Source organism: Xanthobacter sp. DMC12 (assembly GCF_056314105.1).
On the sequence record NZ_JBQUYZ010000009.1, the window covers coordinates 89,774 to 108,467 of the forward strand.

Below are 18,694 nucleotides of genomic sequence, written 5' to 3' on the forward strand. Positions count from 1 at the left end.
GAGGGTCGCCCTCAGTTCGGCGCGATCTCCTCCACCTTCAGGCGGCGGCCGAAGGTGTCGAAGAAATCGCCTTCGTTCAGCACCAGCCGGTTCTCGCGGATGCGCTGTTCCAGCGCGCGCAGACGGCTTCGGGCCTCGGCGTTTTCCAGCGGCCCGCCGTCCTCCACCTGCGCGAAGAAGGCGGCGCCGTCCCAGGCCTGACGGGAGCCGGCGAACAGGGCGATCATGCCGGCCCAGTCCACCTCGTCGCCGATGATGTTGAGGAAGGTGGAGGCGAGGGGCTTCACCTCCGGCTCGGCGATGCGCACCAGCACCACCAGCGCGGTGAAGCTGCCGTGGTCGGCGAAGGTGCGGGTGAGCCAGTCGTCGAAATCGGTGGCCATCGGCTTTCAGAAATCCACGAGGGGCGTGTCGGGAAGATAATGCTCGAACAGGTACCAGAAGGCGCTCTGCCGGGTCGTCGCGTACCAGTCCTCGAAGTCCGCAAGGGCGGCTTCCGGCGCCGCCGCACTCTCCATCTCGAACAGCGCCACGGCGACCGGGGCGAAGCGCGCAAGCACCTCGGCGCGGGCCTCGCTGTCGTCGGACCAGCCGAGCCGGGCGCGCAGCAGCGCCTGTCCGGCGGCGGCCGCCATCTCAGCATCGCCGATGCCGTCGAGCGTGGCGGCGAGGGACCGCATCAGATCGGCCCGGCGCCAGGCATGGGCCCGCTCGCGCGCCAGCTCCTCGGTGCGGCGCGCGGCCTCGGCGCGATAGGCCGTCTCGGCCACGTCGGCCGCGACCTTCGCCGCGTCAAGGCGGGCGAGCACGGCAGCGCGCGCTTCGATGGCGGGATCGGGCGCGGCCTCGGTGCCGGGGGCGGGCAATGTGGTCTCGGGGATCATGATCCCTTCCCGTAGCTGCGGGGGCGCGCATCGGGCGCGGGGGGCTTCGGATTTGGCGCAGCGGAATTTGATGCAAGGGAATTTGGCGGAAGAGAGTGGGAGTCGAACCCACCAAGGACCGGCTCGCGGCCCCTCCCGGATTTGAAGTCCGGACGCCCCACCAGGGACGCTTCTCTTCCCCGCGACGGCGCCGCCGCGGTGATATCAGGCGCATCGTCCGCCGCTCCGGCGAACAGGTCCAGCCGGAACGGATTGATGCGCCTCAGATCGCCACGGCGCAAGGTGAGGCCGTGACGGTCGAAGAATTCGAGGATCTGGATCGCCACCTTGCGGCCGTTCTGCACTTCGTCGCGGAAGGCGGCGGCGGTGAATTCGTCCTTCATGCGCTCGCCGGAGAGCCGGGTGATGATCTCCACCATCTCCGACACCACCGGGCGCAGGAAGAAGTGGTCGTGGGCCACCTCGTCCACCCGGCCCATGCGGCCGAGCAGCTTCATGAGCCGCCGCACCTCCGGCTCGGGCACGGCGAGGAGGCCGGCGATGTCGCGCACGCGGGGCGGGCGGAAGCGCTCCTCGCCGGTGAGCAGCGGCTTGATGCGCGCCCACAGCGCCTCGTCGGCGGCGGCGAGCTTCACCGAGAAATCCGCCCGGCGCACCCACGCGCCCTCCTGCCGGATGGTGCCGGCGGGCAGGGCGGCGAGCGCAGCGAGGAAGGCGGCGGCCGGCAGGCGCGGCTCCAGCATCATGCGCAACCGCTCCCGGCCGAGGCCGGGCAGGTCCGGATTCGCCGCATGGAAGGCGTCGAGGGCGGCCATGACGCTGGCGGAGAAGGTGGCAAGCGTTGCCTGCGTCAGCGCCAGCGTGGTGGCCCCCGCGGCGAGCCGGGCGAGTTCGAGCCGCGCCACCAGAGCCTCCACCTCATCGGCGGAGAGCGCCCGGTCGCGGGCGAAGGCGTCGAGGTCGGCGAAGTGCGGCGGCACGGCCAGAAGCCCGGCCAAAGCTTCGGCGGGATCGCGCTGCGCCAGCGCATCGAGCTGGGCGATGCGCTCGGGCGTGCGGCGCTTGCGGCGCGGGCCGCGCAGATCGAGGAAGCGGCCGCCACCGATGGTGCGCTGGGCCGAGGTGTCGCGGATAACGAAGCGGTCTCCCGCCGCCGCCGCGATGGGCTCTTCCAGCACCAGCTGCACCTTGCCGGTGCCGCCGGGGGCGATGGCATCGCCGAGCAGCACGAGGCGCGCGCCCACCTCGCGCGCGGCATGGTGCAGGCGCACCGGCAGCCACTGGGCGATGGGGCGGGGCTCGCCGGCGAGCACCTTCAGCTCGGCGTCGATATGGTCGGCGGGGGCGTGAAGCGCCGGGTCCAGCACCACGTCGCCGCGGGAAATGGCGTCCTTGGAGATGGCCTCGCCCGCGAGGTTGATCCCGCAGCGGTCGCCGGCGACTCCGGTGTCGGCCACGCGATCCTGCGCGCGGATGGAACGCACGCGGGCGGAGAGGCCGGAGGGGCTCACCGTCACCCGGTCCCCCACCTTCACCGCGCCGGAAAGCACGGTTCCCGTCACCACCGTGCCGGCACCGGACAGGGTGAAGCTGCGGTCCACGGCGAGCCGGAAGCGCCCGCCACCCGCCCGCCGGCCGAGGGCGCGCGCCGCATCCACCAGCGCCTCGCGCAGCGCCTCCACCCCATCGCCCCGCGCCGCCGCGACCGGCAGGATGGGCGCGCCGGCAAGGCCGGTGGGGGCGAGCAGGGCGGTGATCTCGGACTCTACCGCGGCGAGGCGATCGGGATCGGCAAGGTCGGCCTTGGTAAGGGCGACGATGCCCTTATCGATGCCGAGCAGATCGAGGATGGCGAGGTGCTCGCGCGTCTGCGGCATCACCCCGTCGTCGGCGGCCACCACCAGCAGCGCGAAGTCGATGCCGCCCGCGCCGGACAGCATCGTGTGCACGAACTTCTCGTGCCCGGGCACATCCACGAACCCCAACACCTCTTCCCCCACCGGGAGATAGGCGAAGCCGAGGTCGATGGAGATGCCGCGGGCCTTCTCTTCCTTCAGGCGGTCGGTATCGACACCGGTGAGGGCACGCACCAGCGTGGTCTTGCCATGGTCGATGTGTCCGGCCGTGCCGATGATCACCTAGGGCAGCTCCCCCAGCGGAATGGCAGCGCGGCGCTGGGCGGCGGCGGTCTCTTCCGGGTTCAGCGTGGCCTGCACCGCATCGAAGAAGCGGTCGGCGAGGGCGCTGTGGCCCGCGCGGGCGCGCAGCAGCCAGGCGAAGGCGGCGATCTTGTCGTGCGGCACGCCGGCACCGAGATGATAGGCGGCGCCGAGCATGGCCTGCCCATCGGCGTCGCCCGCCTCGGCCCCCTTGCGCCACCATCGGGCGGCTTCCACCGGATCGCGATCGGTGCCCAGCGCGTTGTGGGCGATCATGCCGAGGCGCGTCATGGAGGAGCCGATGCCCTGCTCCGCCGCGGCCATCGCCCAGCGTCGGGCTTCGGTGGCGTCGGGGGGCATCACTTCGCCCTCCAGCAGCATCCAGCTCAGCATGTCCTGCGCGGGGGCATCGCCATCCTCGGCGGCGGCGCGATAGAGGTCGGCGGCGCGGGCATAGTCCTGCGCCACGCCCTGGCCCTTGAAAAACAGGGTCGCGAGGTTGCGCCGGCCCACCGGATCGCCGCCCTCGGCGGCCAGTTCCAGCCAGCGGCGGGCGAGGTCGAGGTCCTGATCGACGCCGAGGCCGTCCACGAAGCAGGCGCCGATGTTGTTCTGGGCGCGGGCATTGCCGGCGCGGGCCAGCGGCTCCCAGATGTTGAGCGCGGCCTCATACTGGCCGGCGGTGGCCGCCGCCAGCGCCTCGGCCATCAGCTCCTCGGGTGTGCGGGGATCGGCGACCGGCTCTTCCGGCGCCGCCTCGGTGAAGGCGGGCTCGGTGTAGGAGACCGCGGCATAGCTTGCCTCGGCGGCGTAGGTCTCGACGAAGTCGGGTGCCGAAACCTCGGGTGCCGCGACCTGAGGTGCCGTCACATGCGGCGCGGGTTCGGGCGCGGGGGCCTCGAAGGCGGGCGGCGACGGCTCTTCCGCCGGCGTGCTCGGCGCGCGGGCGAACACGATCTCCTCGAAATTCAGCTCCACCGCCGGGGCCTCCGGCTCGCGCGCGGGCGACGTGACGACAGGCGGCGCAACGGCGGGCGCGGCCGGCTCCGGCTCGGAGACGGGGGCGAAAGGGTTCTCCTCCCAGATGCGCTCGCCGAGGCGGGGGCGGCGCGGCGCGGGGGCGGCGGGGCGCTCCTCCGGGGCGGCGGGGCGCGTGGGCGCAAGGCCGCTCGCGATGTCGCCGAGCAGGGCGTCGAGGTCCACCTCGGCCTCGCTCGGCGGGCGGCGCTCGCTGGCCCGTTGCAGCCGGGGCATGGGCGGATGGACGTGCGGGGGGCGGGGCGGCGTGCGATCTTGAACGGGGCGATCCTGCGGCGCGTCGGTCGGGCCTTCCGGGTCTTCCGGTCCCCCGCCCTTGCCCTTCAGTCGGTCAAGCCAGCTCATGTGCCCCCTCCAAAGCGGTCACGGACGCGACAAGCGCCGCTTCGTCCTCAAGGCATCTCACATCCAGCACCAGCGCCTGATCGTCAATCCGTCCGATGACCGGAACCGGCAGGCGGCGCAGCGCATCGGCGAGCCGGCCGATGGCGCCGCCGCTGCCGTCGCGGGCGCGGATGGCAAGGCCCACGCCCTCCAGCGTCTCCAGCGGCAGCGCGCCGGAGCCGATCTGGCTGCGGCAGGGCACGCTCTCCACGGTGAAGCGATCACCGAGGGTGCGCGCGAAGTGCGGCACCAGCCGGGCAGCTTGGGCGGCGAGATCCTCGCGCGCGCGTGTGAGGTAACGAAGTGTGGGAAGGCGGGACGCGAGGCGGTCCGGATCGCGGTAGAGCCGCAGCGTCGCCTCGATGGCGGCGAGGCGCACCTTGTCCACCCGCAGCGCCCGCTTCATGGGGTTCTTGTTGATGCGGGCGATGAGATCGCGCCGCCCGACGATGAAGCCGGCCTGCGGGCCGCCGAGCAGCTTGTCGCCGGAGAAGGTCACGATGTCCGCGCCCTCCGCCAGCGCCTCCCGCACGGTGGGCTCATGGACGAGGCCGTAGCGGGAGAGGTCGGCGAGCGTGCCGGAGCCGAGGTCGTTCACCAGCGGCACGCCGCCGGCGCGGGCGATCTCGGCGAGGTCGCGGGGCGGCACCTCGGCGGTGAAGCCCTCGATGCGGTAGTTGGAGGTGTGGACCTTCAGGATCACCCCCGTCTCGGGGGCGATGGCGTCGCGATAGTCGCGCGGGTGGGTGCGGTTGGTGGTGCCCACTTCCGCCAGTTCCGCGCCGGCCCGGCGCATGATCTCCGGCATGCGGAAGGCGCCGCCGATCTCGATCAGCTCGCCCCGCGAGACCAGGGCAGGCTTTCCCGGCGACAGGGTGTTCAGCACGATGAGGACGGCGGCGGCGTTGTTGTTGACCAGCGTCGCGTCCTCCGCGCCGGTGAGTTCGCAGATGAGGCCGCGCACATGGTCGTCGCGCTCGCCGCGGCGGCCGCCGTCGAGGTCGTATTCCAGCGACACGGCGTTGCGCATGGCGCGGGTGGCGGCCTCGATGGCCTCCTCCGCGAAGATGGCGCGACCGAGATTGGTGTGGAGCACCGTGCCGGTGAGGTTGAACACCGGCTTCAGGCTGGGCGCGGCGGCGGCATCGAGACGGGCGAGGGCGGCGGCGGCGATCTCCTCGGGCGTCGCGGGGGCTCCAGCGCCGGCCCTGAGCGCGGCGCGGCGCTCGTCGAGGGCGTCGCGCACCGCCTGCGTCGCCGCCTGCCGGCCGTGCCGTTCCACCGCGGCGCGGGCGGCCTCCGCCTTCAGCACCTGGTCCACCGAGGGGAGCAGGCGCAAAGGCGGGGCGGGGGCGAGGGCCGCCGGGGCGTTCGTCATCCCGGGCCTCAATAGCCGAGGAGGAAGGGATTGAAGGCGGCGCGCCGGTAGGGGCCGTCCTTCTGCTTGATGTCGAGGGCGAGGCTCGCCACGTCGTCGGCGACGGGATCGAGGCCGTCGTCCTGCGCGAGATAGAACACCTTGGAATAGGCGTGGCAGGTGTCGCAGGTCTCGGCTTTCACCGCGCCATTGCCGCCCTCCACCTCCTGATAGCCGATGCCGGCGGTGGAGCCGCAGGCGGTGCAGCGCACCCGCACGAAATTCCACAGCGTGCCGCACAGGGCGCAGGCGCAATAGCGCGCACCGTGGGAGGTCGGCCAGTTGACGATGAGGCTGCCCACCGGCGGCCCGCCGCAGGTGGGGCATACGCCATCGCCCACCGGCACGAGCCTTGTGGCTTCAAGCTCCGAGGCGAGGCGGGCGAAATGGGCTTCCAGCGCCGCCGCCACATAGAGGTGCTCGGCCAGCGCCTCCTCCGGGATGGAGGAGGCGAGCACGTTGCGGATCATCTCGCCGCGCGCCACGTCGGAGGCCATGCGCACCCGCTCCAGCGCGGTGCGGGCGGCTTCCGGCTGCTCGATCTTGGTCGCCTCGGCCAGCGCGCGCTCGAACAGGGTGTCGAAGGCGGCGTCGGGGGTGAAATGGCTGCGGTCGAGGGGCGGCATCTCGTTTGCGCGGGCGCGCTCGACCTGGGCGGCCTCCACCGGCTCGGGCGCTGGCGTCGCGGCGACGGCGGCGTGCTGCGCCTCGCTGAGGCCGGCGAGGAAGGTGAGATAGGGCGAAAGGGGATGGTTCTGCGCCAGATGCCGGAAGCGCGCGGCGCGGCGCGCGAACAGGGTCGAGGGGTCCGGCAAATAGGCGAAGGTCGGGGCCGTCACGCCCTCCAGCACGGAGGGATCGGGAATGGGCGCCGACGCGGGGCCGAAGGTACGCGACATGATGGACCTCACGAACCTCACGGGTCACGTGGACGGGCATGAACCTCCCGGTCGCACGCGGCGGCCGGGAGGCCATTATAGAGCCAAGACCTATTCCGCGGGAGTCCCGCGGGTGCCCGACTTGCGGGAGCCGACCAGCTCGCGGAACCACTTCCTGTGGTGCCGCCACGCCCAGCCGCCCGTCACCTGTCCACGGGTCATGGCGCTGATGGTGCCCTTGACCCAGATGGCAGCGTATACGTGGACGATCCACACGCAGATGATCGCCACCGCAGCCAGCGCATGCACCAGAAGCGCGATGCGCTGCTGCTCGATGGTGGTGTAGGAGGCGAAATAGACCTGCCAGATCACCACACCTGAGGTGATGAGCACCGCGATGAGCAGGCTCATGCCCCAGAACACCATCTTCTGCCCGGCATTGTACTTGCCGAGCTCCGGCAGCTTCTCCTCATGGCCGGCGATGACATCGCGGATGCGGCGCATCCAGGTGCCGTCCTCGCTCTTCCAGAGGTTGGCCTTCCAGAAGCGCAGGAACATGCCGGCGAAGGAGAAGAAGAGCACGACGCCGATCCAGGGATGGATGGTGCGCGTCATCTGCCCGCCGCCGAACAGGCCGGTGAGGAAATAGAGGCTGGGGTGGAACAGGGCGAGGCCGGAAATGGCCAGCAGGATCAGGCTGATGGCCGTCACCCAGTGGTTGATGCGGGCGCCCACCGTGTAGCGGTCCACCTGCACCGGGCGACCCGGATGAACCGCGTCGCCTTTCTCCAGATCGTAGGGTGCGCTCATGAGCGGCCTCCGGACGACAGCTTCTCAGCCGCCAGCTTCTCGGCGTTCGCCTCGTCTTCCGGCGACACCTTGTTGGCGCCGTTGACGAGGTAATGCAGCGCGCCGGCGAGGGCGGCGAAGCCCATGACGCCGAGGCCCACATACTTGGTCACACCCTTCCACGCCTCGACGATGGGGCTGATGCGCGGATTGTCCGGCAGGCCCGCATAGATCGAGGGCTTGTCGGCGTGCTGCAGCACGTACATCACGTGCGTGCCGCCCACGCCGGGCGGATCGTAGAGGCCCGCATTCTTGTAGCCGCGGGACTTCAGATCCTTGATGCGGCCCTCGGCCCACTGCTTCATCTGCGTCTTGGTGCCGAAGACGATGGCCTGGGTCGGGCATGCCTTCTGGCAGGCGGGACCCTGGCCGACCGCCACGCGGTCCGAGCACAGCGTGCACTTGTAGGCCTTGTGATCGACCTGCGAGATGCGCGGGATGTTGAAGGGGCAGCCCTTCACGCAATAGCCGCAGCCGATGCACTTGGCGTGGTCGAAGTCCACGATGCCGTTGGAATACTGCACGATGGCGCCGGGCGCCGGGCAGGCCTTCAGGCAGCCCGGATCGGCGCAATGCATGCAGCCGTCCTTGCGGATGAGCCATTCGAGATTGTCCGTCTCGGGGTTCACCCACTCGGTGAAGCGCATGAGCGTGAACGAAGCGGGCGTCAGGTCCGGCGGGTTGGTGTAGGTGCCGTTGAAGGTGCCGATCTCCTCATGGAGCTCGTTCCATTCGAGGCACGCCGCCTGGCAGGCCTTGCAGCCGATGCACTTCGACACGTCGATGAGCTTGGCCACCGGCTCCTTGAACTCGACCTGCGAGGGGGAACCGGAGGCCGAGCGGCGGACGAGGTCCGCATCGCTCAGCTTGGGCGCCACGGGGGCGGTGGTGGGGTTCGGAATCGGAGGAAACATGGCTGGTTCTCCTTTTCCTTACGCCACCGGCCCGGTGGAGGGCTCGATGTTGACGAGGAACGCCTTGAACTCCGGCGTCTCGATGTTCGCGTCACCCACGAACGGGGTGAGCACGTTGGCCGGGAAGCCCTTCTTGGCGGCGCCGACGAAGCCCCAGTGGATGGGGATGCCGACGACGTGGATGGGCTTGCCGTCCACCATCAGGGGACGGATGCGCTTGGTCACGTAGGCCTTGGCGAAGACGGAGCCCCGCTTCGACCACACGCGGACCCAGCCGGCGTTCTGGATCGACTTCTCCTTCGCCAGTTGCTCGGAGATCTCCACGAAGAACTCGGGCTGGAGCACCGAATTCACGTGGTTGTTCTTCGTCCAGTAGTGGAAGTGCTCGGTGAGCCGGTAGGAGGTCGCCGCATAGGGGAACTCCTTCGACGCCACGTCCGCGAACTGGGCGAAGTCGTCCTTGAACACGCGCGCCACCGGGTTGCCCCGCACCTTGGGGGCGATCAGGTTGGCGACCGGGCTCTCGAACGGCTCGTAATGCACCGGGAACGGTCCGTCCCGCATCATGCCCCGGGTGAACAGGCGGGAGACGCCTTCCGGGTTCATGATGAACGGGCCCACATCCTGCGGCTTGGCGGTGGGGGCGATGTCGGGCACGTCGTAGCCCGTCCATTTCGCCCCGTCCCACCAGATCAGCTTGCGGGTGTCGTCCCAAGGCTTGCCGTCGATGTTGGCGGACGCGCGGTTGTAGATGATGCGGCGGTTCGCCGGCCAGGCGAACGACCACTTCAGATACGCGCCGGTGTCGTCGGGATCGGAATTGTCCCGGCGCGCCATCATGTTGCCCGCCTCGGTGTAGCAGCCGGAATAGATCCAGCAGCCCGCCGCGGTGGTGCCGTCGTCGCGCAGCACGCCGAACGTCGGGACCTGCTTGCCCGCCTCAAGGACCTTCTTGGTGGGGTCGTTGGGGTCGAGCACGTCCGAGACCACATAGCCGTTGAGCTCTTTCGCAAGCTCGTCGGGCGAGGGCTCGTGCGGGTCCTTGTAGTTCCACGTCAGGTTGACGATGGGATCGGGGAAGGCGCCGCCGTCCTTCTTGTACATCTCCTTCAGGCGCAGATGGATCTGCGCCATGATGTAGATGTCCGTCTTGGCCTCGCCCGGAGGGGTCCCGGCGGCCCAGTGCCATTGCAGCCAGCGGCCCGAATTCACCAGCGAGCCGTTGTCCTCGGCGAAGCAGGTGGTGGGCAGCTGGATGACTTCCGTCTGGATCTTCGACGGATCGGCCTGGTTGTAGACGCCGTGGTTCTCCCAGAAGCGCGCGGTCTCGGTCTCCAGCGGATCCATGATCACGAGGAGCTTGAGCTTGCCGAGCGCCTCCGCGAGCTTGGCCTTGTTGGGGAAGGCCTGCAGCGGGTTGAAGCCCTGGCAGAAGTAGATGTTCATCTTCCCCTGCTTCATCATCTCGAACGCGCGCAGGATGTCGTAAGACGGCACGTCGAGCTTCGGCAGGTAGTCGTAGGCCCAGTTGTTGTCCGCCGTCGCCGACGCACCCCACATGGCCTTCTGGAACGACACGAAGAACTTCTTGTAGTTCTGCCAGTAACTCATCTGGTTGGGACGCAACGGCTTGAAACCGCGCGTCGACATGTAGGCGTTGAAGTCCGGCTCCTTCTCCGTCGGGATCGTGAGATAGCCCGGGATCAGGTTGGACATCAGGCCGATGTCGGTGAGGCCCTGGATGTTGGAATGCCCGCGCAGGGCGTTCATGCCGCCGCCGCGCACGCCGATATTGCCCAGGAGCAGCTGGATCATCGCCATGCAGCGGATGTTCTGCGAGCCCTTGGAATGCTGGGTCCAGCCGAGCGCGTACATGGAGGTCATCGTCTTGGTGGGCGACGAACACTCCGCCATCATGGACGCCACCTTCAGGAACTTGTCCTTGGGCGTGCCCGTGATGCGCTCGACCATCTCCGGCGTGTAGACGGAAACGTGCTGCTTCAGAAGGTTGAAGACGCAGCGGGGATGCTGGAGCGTGTCGTCCACGACCGCATAGCCGTCCGGGCCGATCTCGTAGTCCCAGGTGGAGCGGTTGTAGTCCCGCTTCATCTCGTCATAGCCCGTGAACAGGCCGTCCTGGTACCCGAAGCCTTCCTTGACGATGTAGCCGACGTTGGTGAACGCCTTCACATAGTCCCACTGAATCTTGTCGTTCTGGATCAGGTAGTTGATGACGCCCAGCAGGAAGGCGATGTCGGTGCCTTGCCGGATCGGGGCGTAATAGTCCGCCACCGCGGCCGAGCGCGTGAAGCGCGGGTCCACGACAACGAGCTTGGCGCCACGGGTGGCCTTCGCCTCCGTGACCCACTTAAATCCGCACGGGTGCGCTTCGGCGGCATTGCCGCCCATGATGACGACCAGATCCGTGTTCTTGATATCGGTCCACGAATTGGTCATCGCGCCACGGCCAAAAGTTGGGCCCAAACTGGACACCGTGGGGCCGTGTCAGACGCGCGCCTGATTGTCGAAAGTCAGAATTCCGGTTGAGCGCACCACCTTGTAGGTGGCGAACGCGGTTTCGTTGGTGGTGGCGGAGGCGGCGAGGAAGCCGGTGGTGAGCCAGCGGTTCACCGTCACGCCGTCCTGGTTCTTGGCGATGAAGTTGGCGTCGCGGTCCGCCTTCATGGCCTTGGCGATCTTGTCGAGCGCCTCGTCCCAGGAAATCTTCTCGAACTTGTCGGAGCCCGCGCGCCGGATCATGGGCTGCTTGAGGCGCTGCTCGGACTTCACGATGTCGAGCAGGGCCGCGCCCTTCGGGCAGAGCGTGCCACGGTTGGTGGGGTGGTCGGTGTCACCCTCGATATGGGTGATGTCCGCCTTCTCGCCCTTGGCGAGATTGCCCTTGGAGAAGATGAGGATGCCGCAGGCCACCGAGCAGTAGGTGCAGGTGTTGCGCACCTCGGTGGTGTTGACGAGGCGGAAGGGCTTGATGGAGGAGGCCAGGGCCTCCTCGATGGGACCGAATCCCAACGCGCCCAGCGTCGTTCCCGCCACGCCCGCGCCCGCCGTTTTCAAAAACTGGCGCCGCGAGAGCTCCATGTTCATCGAAGGAAACCTCCGACCTTTCGTGCCCCGACCGGGGACGGTTTCGGGCGGCCTTCGGGCCGCTCCGGGGGCTGGATCACCCAGCGTGAGCGGACGGTATTTTGGAACTGGAATGATGTCAATTTAGGCCCGCGCAACTCCGCGTGTTTGAACGAAAATCGCCTTGTTGTCGCATGTTGCGATGCCGAAGGCGCCGTTTCCATGCTACCGCTCATTCCGTAACGGAATATGGGTTTGCGGCTCAGCTTGATTGTGCGCTGCCGAAGCGGGGCTGACATCACGGAAAGGAGCGTTGACCGCGCTCGTGCCCCTGACGCAGAGTGCCCGCGTGAAGGTCGGATCGGCTCCCGCGGGACGGGGCGCACAATCTATCCATCCGGATACAGGACTTCCCGCGCCGCTGCATCGCATGCGGCGCCTCGGGTCCGTCGTGCCATGCCCGGCGCGCGGGGCGCTGGCGCTCGCCCTCGTTCTGGTGGCCACCCCCCTGTGCGCCGCACCTGCGGCGGAGGAGGAGCGCGCCCCGCCGGGGCTGCTGGCGACCGTCGAGGGCTGGCCGCCCGCTCCCGCGCTCGCCCTCGATTCGCTCGACGGCGGGGTGGTGAGCCTCGCCGCGGACGCGCCGCCGACCATCGTGCATTTCTTTGCCACCTGGTGCGCGCCCTGCCGCACCGAGCTTCCCGCCCTCGCCGGTTTCGCCCGCTTGAGCGGCGTGCGCGTGCTGCTGGTGGACGTGGCCGAGCCCGCCGACCGCATCCGCCGCTTCTTCGCCGAGGGAAGCGCCGGCGCCGCGCCCGGCCCGGTCCTGCTCGACCAGAACCGCGCAGCGGCGCGGGGCTGGGGCGTCAGCCTCCTGCCGGCGAGCTTCGTCGTGATCTCCGGCCGTCTCGCGCTCGCCCATGAGGGCGAAGTGGACTGGGCCGATCCCGAAACCCCCGCCGCGATCACGGCCGCGGCGGGGGCCTCCACAAGAACCCAGCCGAAAGAGTTCCAGGGAGAACAGACCCGATGACCACCCGTCGCGATCTTCTGAAGGCCGGCGCGCTCGCCGGCGCTGCCGCCATCCTGCCCCGCGCGGCCTTCGCGCAGGCGGCTCCCGAGACGCGCGTGTTCGCCCCCACGGTGGGCAATTGGCGCAGCTTCCAGATCACCACCACGGTGGAGATCCTGAAGCCGGCGGGCACGGTGCAGGCCTGGCTACCGGTGGCCTCCTTCTCCAATCCAGACTGGTTCAAGCCCGGCGAGAACAGCTGGACCACCAATGCCAAGAGCGCCAAGATCGTGCGCGACGCCCGCTCGGGCGCCGACATGCTGCATGTCGCCTGGGCCGAGGGAGAGCCCGCGCCGAAGGTGGAACTCATCAGCCGCGCCACCACCCGCGACTTCGCCGTGGACCTCACGAAGCCCGGCAAGCCCACCCCGCTTTCCGCCGACGATCGTCGCCGCAACACCGAGGCCACCGACCTCATCCCCACCGACGGCATCGTGAAGGCGACGTCCGACAAGATCGTCGCCGGCAAGGCCACCGAGCTGGAGAAGGTGGGCGCGATCTTCCAGTGGATCGTCGAGAACACCTATCGCAACCCCGCCACCCGCGGCTGCGGCATCGGTGATATCGCGGCGCTGCTGAAGAGCGGCGATCTCGGCGGCAAGTGCGCGGACCTCAACGCCTTGTTCGTCGGCCTCGTGCGGGCCCAGGGCATCCCGGCCCGCGACGTCTACGGCCTGCGCGTGGTGCCCTCGCGCTTCGGCTACAAGAGCCTCGGCGCCAATTCCGAGATCGTCACCAAGGCGCAGCACTGCCGGGCCGAGGTGTTCCTCTCCGAGTTCGGCTGGACCCCCATGGACCCCGCCGACGTGCGCAAGGTGGTGCTGGAGGAGCCCCCGGGCAAGCTCGCCATCGACGATCCCAAGGTGGTCGCCGCGCGCAAGGCGCTGTTCGGATCGTGGGAGGGCAACTGGTTCGCCTACAACACGGCGCACGACGTGGCGCTGCCCGGCTTCGACGGGCCGCATCTCGGCTTCCTGATGTATCCGCAGGCCGTCAGCGCCGGCGGCCTGCTCGACTGCCTCGACCCGGACAATTTCAAATACACCATTCGCGCCGCTGAAATCGCGGTGTGACCCAGACGCCGGTCAGGGCGTGGTCCTCGCCGTGGCGGCGCTCAGCGCCGCCCGGCGGGGACATTGTTTCCGGCCCCGCGGCCGATCTCCTTCTTCGAGAACCCATCCCATGCTCGACGTGCCCCACGCTTCTCCCGCTCAGCCCGCGCCGGTGCGCCTCACCAGCCTCGCCCATGGCGGCGGCTGCGGCTGCAAGCTCGCGCCGTCCGTGCTGCAGGAATTGCTGGCGGGGCAGGCGCCCGGCGGGCCGTTCGAGCGGCTGCTGGTGGGCACCGAGACGGGGGATGACGCGGCGGCCTACGATCTCGACGGCGAGACGGCCATCATCGCCACCACCGACTTCTTCATGCCCATGGTGGACGATCCCGACCATTTCGGCCGCATCGCCGCCACCAACGCCATCTCGGACGTCTACGCCATGGGCGGCGAGCCGCTGATGGCCCTTGCCATCCTCGGCATGCCGCTCGGCAAGATCGACACCGCCACCGTGCGCGCCATCCTCGCCGGCGGGCAGGCCATCTGCGCCGAGGCCGGCATTCCGGTGGCCGGCGGCCATTCCATCGATTGCCCGGAGCCGGTCTATGGCCTCGCGGTCATCGGCCGGGCGCCCAAGGCGCGGCTGCGCCGCAATTCCACGGCGCGCGTGGGGGATGCGCTCATCCTCACCAAGGCGCTGGGCGTCGGCGTCTATTCCGCCGCCTTCAAGAAGGAGGCGCTCTCCGCCGCCGCCTATGACGAGATGATCGCCTCGGTGACGAAGCTGAACCGTGTCGGCGCGGCCCTCGGCAAGGAAGCGGCGGTGAGCGCCATGACCGACGTGACAGGTTTCGGCATTCTCGGTCACGGGCTGGAGATGGCGCGCGGCTCGGGCGCGACGCTGGTGATCGAGCGCGCCGCGCTGCCCTGGCTCTCGGAGGCGGAGGCGCTGGTGCAGCGGGGCTTCGTCACCGGCGCCTCGCACCGCAATTGGGCGAGCTACGGCGCCGAGGTGGATCTTCCCGAAGGCACGCCCGACTGGCAGCGCCACCTCCTCACCGATCCGCAGACCTCCGGCGGCCTGCTGGTGGCCTGCGCGCCGGAAGAGGCCGACCGGCTCCGCGCCGTCATCCGCGCGGCGGGCTATCCGGCGGCAGCGCGCATCGGCCGCGTGGAGGCCGGGCCGGGGCGGGTGCGCATCGCCGACTGAGGCGACCAGCGGAGCCGCGACGGGTTGCCGGCGCAAGAATCGAGGAACCATGCGGCGTGGCAGGTCGTTCTCCCGGCGGAAGGAGAACGGACATGCCCTATTCCGACGCCTTGAACGCCTATTCGGCGGCGCCCCGGCGCCCGTCTCCCGTCGTGCTGCCGTCCCCCCGCACGGCGCGCATCTGCGCCACGGCCATCGTCGGCGGCATCATGTTTCTTCTGGCCTCCGGCGTCCCCGCCCCGGCCTCGGCCCAGACTGCCGCGCCTGCGGCGCAGACCGGCGCCTGTGAGGAGCCACCCCACACCGCTGCAACGCCCCCCGCGCACGGGCCGGATTCCGGCACCAAGCCCGGTAGCGAAGGCTCCACCGCCTGGAGCGGCGGCACCGGCGGCTCCTATACCGGCCTCACGCCCCACGCCGGCACGCCGGCATCGCCCACCCGCCAGCCGGACACGGTCTCTGGCGTCAATCCGAAGCCGGAGCCGCAGGGGAAGTGCTGACGCGCGGCTCCTGCCTCATCCAGCGGATTTCGCCGAGGTCGTAGCCGAGTTGGTGGCGCACCACGGGGGCGTCCGCGTCTGACGCATCGCCCGTGCGGGCGCTCACCCGCCGCACCAATTCTTCCGTCGGTACGTCGAGCCAGATGCCGGCGAACGGCACGGCGGCGTCCCTGGCCACCTGCTCGATGGCGTCCCGCTCCTCCGGGCGCGCATGGACGGCATCCACAATGACCGAATATCCGCTGCCGAGGACCCGCCGCGCGAGCGCCCGAAGCCGCTCATAGACGCGCGGGCTCACTTCGGCCGCATAGGCTTCCGGAGGCAGCTTTTCCGTTTCCGCCACGTTGAACAGGCGCTTGCGCTCGATATCTGACCGCACGATGACCGCGCCGGGCGCCCGCGTGCCGAGGCCCGCCGCCGCCTTCGCCGCCCACGTGCTCTTGCCACTGCCCGACAGCCCGCCCACGGCGAAGAGCGTGGGCTGGATGGGTCGCGTGCCGCCGAGGAGGGCCAGCGTTTCCCGGAAGAAATGGGCGACCCGCCCCTCCGCCTCCGTTCGCTCGTCGCCCTTGAGATGCGTGAACCCCGCCGCCTCCACCTTCGCCCGGATGCCCGCGCGCAGGCTGAGGAAGAGCGGAAGGGCGGCGAGGCCTTCGATGTGGGCGTCGTCGCTGGCCCAAAGGTAGCGGTTGAAGATGGCATTGGCCTCATCCCGCAGGCCGCGCTGCCAGAGGTCCATGAGCAGGAAGGCGAGGTCGTAAAGGACATCGCAGGTGGCGATGGCGTCGTTGAACTCGATGGCGTCGAACAGCACCGGCCTGCCATCGAGGCGCACGATGTTGCGCAGGTGCATGTCGCCATGGCAGCGGCGGACGAAGCCGGCCTGCGACCGCGCCGCCAGCAGCGGCCGCACCCGCGCCAGCGCCGCGCGAGAGGCCTCGGCGAGCCGCGCTACGTCATCCGGCGGGAAGAGGTCCGGCCGGGCGGAGAATTCGGCGATGTTGTCTTCGAGATAAGTGGAGAGCGCGCCGGCCGTGTCGAAGCCCCGGCGCTCGGGCGCGGCGGCGTGGGCGTTGACCACCATGGCCGCGACGGCCTTGACCAGCTCGGGCGTGAGGCCGCCGCGACCGGCGATGCGGTCGAGGGTGAGGTCGGTATCGAAGCGGCGCATCTTCACCGCATAGTCCACCGCCCCGCCGTCCCCACCGAGTGCGAGGCCATGGGCGGTGCGCACGATGGGCACCACGTCGAGATAAAGGCCCGGCGCGCCCGCGCCCGATATCTCCACCTCGGCGGCGCAGGCGGCGCGGCGCTTCTCCAGCGTCGAGAAATCCATGAAGGGGAAGAAGACCGCGCGCTTCACCTTGTAGGCGAACGGCCCGGCTAGGAAGACGGCGGCGCCGTGGGTGTCGATGCGGACGATTTTCTCCGCAAGCCCATGGGTCGCGGGATCGGCCAGGAGGGCGAAGACGGCGCCCTGATCGGCGACCACATGGTCGCCGGCGGTCTTCTGGGGCGGTTGCGGTGCCGTCATGATCGCCTCGCACCGGAAGGAAGCCGCCCCGCAGGGTGGGGGCGGCGCGCAGCTTACGGCGTGATCGCCACCTTGAGCACCCCATCGCGCTGGTTGGCGAAGAGGTCGTAGGCGGCCTCGATCTCGTCCAGCTTGAAGCGGTGGGTGACGAGGGCGCGGGCGTCCACCCGGCCGGAGGCGACCACGTCCATCAGCCGCCGCATGCGCTCCTTCCCGCCGGGGCAGAGGGAGGTGATGATGGCGTTGTCGCCGAGCCCCGCTGCGAAGGCGTCCAGCGGAATCCTCAGGTCGCCCGAATAGACGCCCAGCGAAGAGAGCGTGCCGCCGGGCCGCAGCACGCGCAGCGCCGCCTCGAAGGTCTCCTGCCGGCCGAGCGCCTCGATGGCCACGTCCACGCCTCGCCCGTCGGTGAGGCGCAGGATTTCCTCCACCGGATCGACCTTGGAGAAGTCCACCACCAGGTCGGCGCCCATGGCACGGGACATTTCCAGCCGCGCGGCGACGCGATCCACCGCGATGATGCGCGTCGCGCCCATGAGCTTGGCGCCCGCCGTGGCGCACAGGCCGATGGGCCCCTGCGCGAACACCGCCACCGTGTCGCCGATCTTCACCTTGCCGCTCTCGGCGCCGGCAAAGCCGGTGGACATGATGTCCGGGCACATGAGGACCTGTTCGTCGGAGAGGGTCTCCGGCACGGGGGACAGATTGGTCATGGCGTCGGGCACCACGAGATATTCCGCCTGGGCGCCGTCGATGGTGTTGCCGAAGCGCCAGCCGCCCATGGCCTTGAAGCCGTGCTTCGTGCGCGGGCCGTCCTGCGAGCACTGGCCGCAGAGGCAGGCATTGGAATAGCCGGACGGCGTGATGGCGCCAGCGATGACGCGCTGGCCTTCCTCGAAGCCCTCCACGGCAGAGCCCAGCTTCTCGATGATGCCCACCGGCTCGTGGCCGATGGTGAGGCCCCTCGCCACCGGATACTCACCCTTGAGGATATGGACGTCGGTGCCGCAGATGGTGGTGGTGGTGATGCGGATGAGCGCGTCCAGCGGGCCGACATCGGGGATGGGCTTCTCATCCAGCACGATGCGGTTCTTCTCGACGAAGACGGCTGCCTTCATCTTGGCGCGGCCGGGGCGCTGGCGTTCCACGTAGGCGGCGGGGGAGAGGGGATCGGTGAGGGTATCGGCCATGGCGTTCCTGCCTTTCCGTCGGGCCGCATGCGCGGCTGCCCAATGGTATTTTAATATTGGTCCGGTGACGGCGGGGCATTGATGCCCGTCAACGCGGGCGACACGGTTTCGGCACCGGAGGGCCAGAGTGTAGACTGACGGAAGCGGCCCTTTTCGGGCCGGCCGACGATTTCAGACGGGGATTTTCATGACCGATCACAGCGAGCCGGCGCAGCTTGCGCCGGAGGCCATTGCGCGCTGGACAGGGTTGCCCGAGGACGCGCCGCTGCGGCTCACCCTCACGCGGGCCGATCTCGACAATCTGCTGCTGGGCCTGCGCACCCTCGCCATCGGCCAGAGCGAGCTGGCGGCGGCGCTGGTGGCGCACCTCAATCAGGACCCCGGCGCCTGCCACGAGGCGGTGATGCGGGCAGGAGACCTCTCCCGCGCCGCCTTCGGCCGCATCAACGGCTTCGCCGGCGCGATCATGGCCGGGGCCGTGCTCGAGGGGTGAGGCCGCGCGGCTGCCCGCGCGGCGTCTGACCGCGCCTTT

General features: G+C 69.7%; 15 protein-coding genes, 1 tRNA gene and 1 pseudogene. 5 read left to right on the forward strand and 12 right to left on the reverse strand.

Annotated features, from left to right (window positions below):
• Window positions 1-11: 11 nt before the first annotated feature.
• The 10 genes and pseudogenes from ACT535_RS24300 to fdnG form a co-directional block, all read right to left on the reverse strand.
• Window positions 12-383, reverse strand: coding sequence for a hypothetical protein (locus ACT535_RS24300; protein ID WP_476366327.1), 372 nt, complete (start codon window positions 381-383; stop codon window positions 12-14).
• A 6-nt stretch (window positions 384-389) separates the two neighbouring features.
• A complete protein-coding gene (locus ACT535_RS24305) occupies window positions 390-884 on the reverse strand; it encodes a hypothetical protein (protein WP_476366328.1) in 495 nt (164 codons plus the stop codon).
• Between the two features lie 83 nt (window positions 885-967).
• Window positions 968-1,063: transfer RNA gene (locus tag ACT535_RS24310), tRNA-Sec, on the reverse strand.
• A gap of 90 nt (window positions 1,064-1,153) precedes the next feature.
• Window positions 1,154-3,022 (reverse strand): annotated as a pseudogene (gene selB, locus ACT535_RS24315) (selenocysteine-specific translation elongation factor); the annotation flags it as partial.
• Window positions 3,023-3,751, reverse strand: a complete 729-nt coding sequence (locus tag ACT535_RS24320) for a tetratricopeptide repeat protein (protein WP_476366382.1) — start codon at window positions 3,749-3,751, stop codon at window positions 3,023-3,025.
• Window positions 3,752-4,412: 661 nt separating this feature from the next.
• On the reverse strand, window positions 4,413-5,843 hold the full coding sequence (selA, locus tag ACT535_RS24325; RefSeq protein ID WP_476366329.1) for an L-seryl-tRNA(Sec) selenium transferase: 1,431 nt from the start codon (window positions 5,841-5,843) through the stop codon (window positions 4,413-4,415).
• An 8-nt stretch (window positions 5,844-5,851) separates the two neighbouring features.
• On the reverse strand, window positions 5,852-6,781 hold the full coding sequence (gene fdhE, locus ACT535_RS24330) for a formate dehydrogenase accessory protein FdhE (RefSeq protein WP_476366330.1): 930 nt from the start codon (window positions 6,779-6,781) through the stop codon (window positions 5,852-5,854).
• 90 nt (window positions 6,782-6,871) lie between these two features.
• Complete coding sequence (locus ACT535_RS24335) at window positions 6,872-7,570, reverse strand: formate dehydrogenase subunit gamma (RefSeq protein WP_168462478.1); 699 nt, start codon at window positions 7,568-7,570, stop codon at window positions 6,872-6,874.
• On the reverse strand, window positions 7,567-8,523 hold the full coding sequence (gene fdxH / locus ACT535_RS24340; protein ID WP_476328993.1) for a formate dehydrogenase subunit beta: 957 nt from the start codon (window positions 8,521-8,523) through the stop codon (window positions 7,567-7,569). Before fdxH ends, ACT535_RS24335 begins: the two co-directional genes overlap by 4 nt.
• An 18-nt stretch (window positions 8,524-8,541) precedes the next feature.
• Window positions 8,542-11,628 (reverse strand): formate dehydrogenase-N subunit alpha, encoded by a 3,087-nt coding sequence (fdnG, locus tag ACT535_RS24345; protein ID WP_476366331.1) that lies wholly within the window; start codon window positions 11,626-11,628, stop codon window positions 8,542-8,544.
• Between the two features lie 409 nt (window positions 11,629-12,037).
• Between fdnG and ACT535_RS24350 the strand changes: the two genes are divergently transcribed.
• The 4 genes from ACT535_RS24350 to ACT535_RS24365 all read left to right on the forward strand — a co-directional run bounded on the left by ACT535_RS24350 (window position 12,038) and on the right by ACT535_RS24365 (window position 15,438).
• Window positions 12,038-12,640 (forward strand): TlpA family protein disulfide reductase, encoded by a 603-nt coding sequence (locus ACT535_RS24350; protein ID WP_476366332.1) that lies wholly within the window; start codon window positions 12,038-12,040, stop codon window positions 12,638-12,640.
• Window positions 12,637-13,752, forward strand: coding sequence for a transglutaminase-like domain-containing protein (locus tag ACT535_RS24355; protein WP_168462482.1), 1,116 nt, complete (start codon window positions 12,637-12,639; stop codon window positions 13,750-13,752). Before ACT535_RS24350 ends, ACT535_RS24355 begins: the two co-directional genes overlap by 4 nt.
• Window positions 13,753-13,861: 109 nt before the next feature.
• On the forward strand, window positions 13,862-14,938 hold the full coding sequence (gene selD, locus ACT535_RS24360) for a selenide, water dikinase SelD (RefSeq protein WP_168462483.1): 1,077 nt from the start codon (window positions 13,862-13,864) through the stop codon (window positions 14,936-14,938).
• Between the two features lie 92 nt (window positions 14,939-15,030).
• Window positions 15,031-15,438: a hypothetical protein gene (locus ACT535_RS24365; protein ID WP_476366333.1), complete on the forward strand. Its 408-nt coding sequence runs from the start codon at window positions 15,031-15,033 to the stop codon at window positions 15,436-15,438.
• Here the strand turns inward: ACT535_RS24365 and ACT535_RS24370 are convergent.
• Window positions 15,404-16,972 carry a bifunctional aminoglycoside phosphotransferase/ATP-binding protein gene (locus ACT535_RS24370; RefSeq protein WP_476366334.1) on the reverse strand — a complete coding sequence of 523 codons (1,569 nt, stop codon included), beginning with the start codon at window positions 16,970-16,972 and terminating at the stop codon, window positions 15,404-15,406. The two genes, ACT535_RS24365 and ACT535_RS24370, sit on opposite strands and share 35 nt — an antisense overlap.
• 53 nt (window positions 16,973-17,025) lie before the next feature.
• Complete coding sequence (locus ACT535_RS24375; protein ID WP_476366383.1) at window positions 17,026-18,090, reverse strand: NAD(P)-dependent alcohol dehydrogenase; 1,065 nt, start codon at window positions 18,088-18,090, stop codon at window positions 17,026-17,028.
• A 259-nt stretch (window positions 18,091-18,349) separates the two neighbouring features.
• On the opposite strand from ACT535_RS24375, the gene ACT535_RS24380 reads away from it, so the two are divergent.
• The gene (locus ACT535_RS24380) at window positions 18,350-18,655 is read left to right on the forward strand and encodes a hypothetical protein (RefSeq protein ID WP_476366335.1); all 306 of its coding nucleotides are present in this window, start codon (window positions 18,350-18,352) and stop codon (window positions 18,653-18,655) included.
• Window positions 18,656-18,694 lie beyond the last annotated feature (39 nt).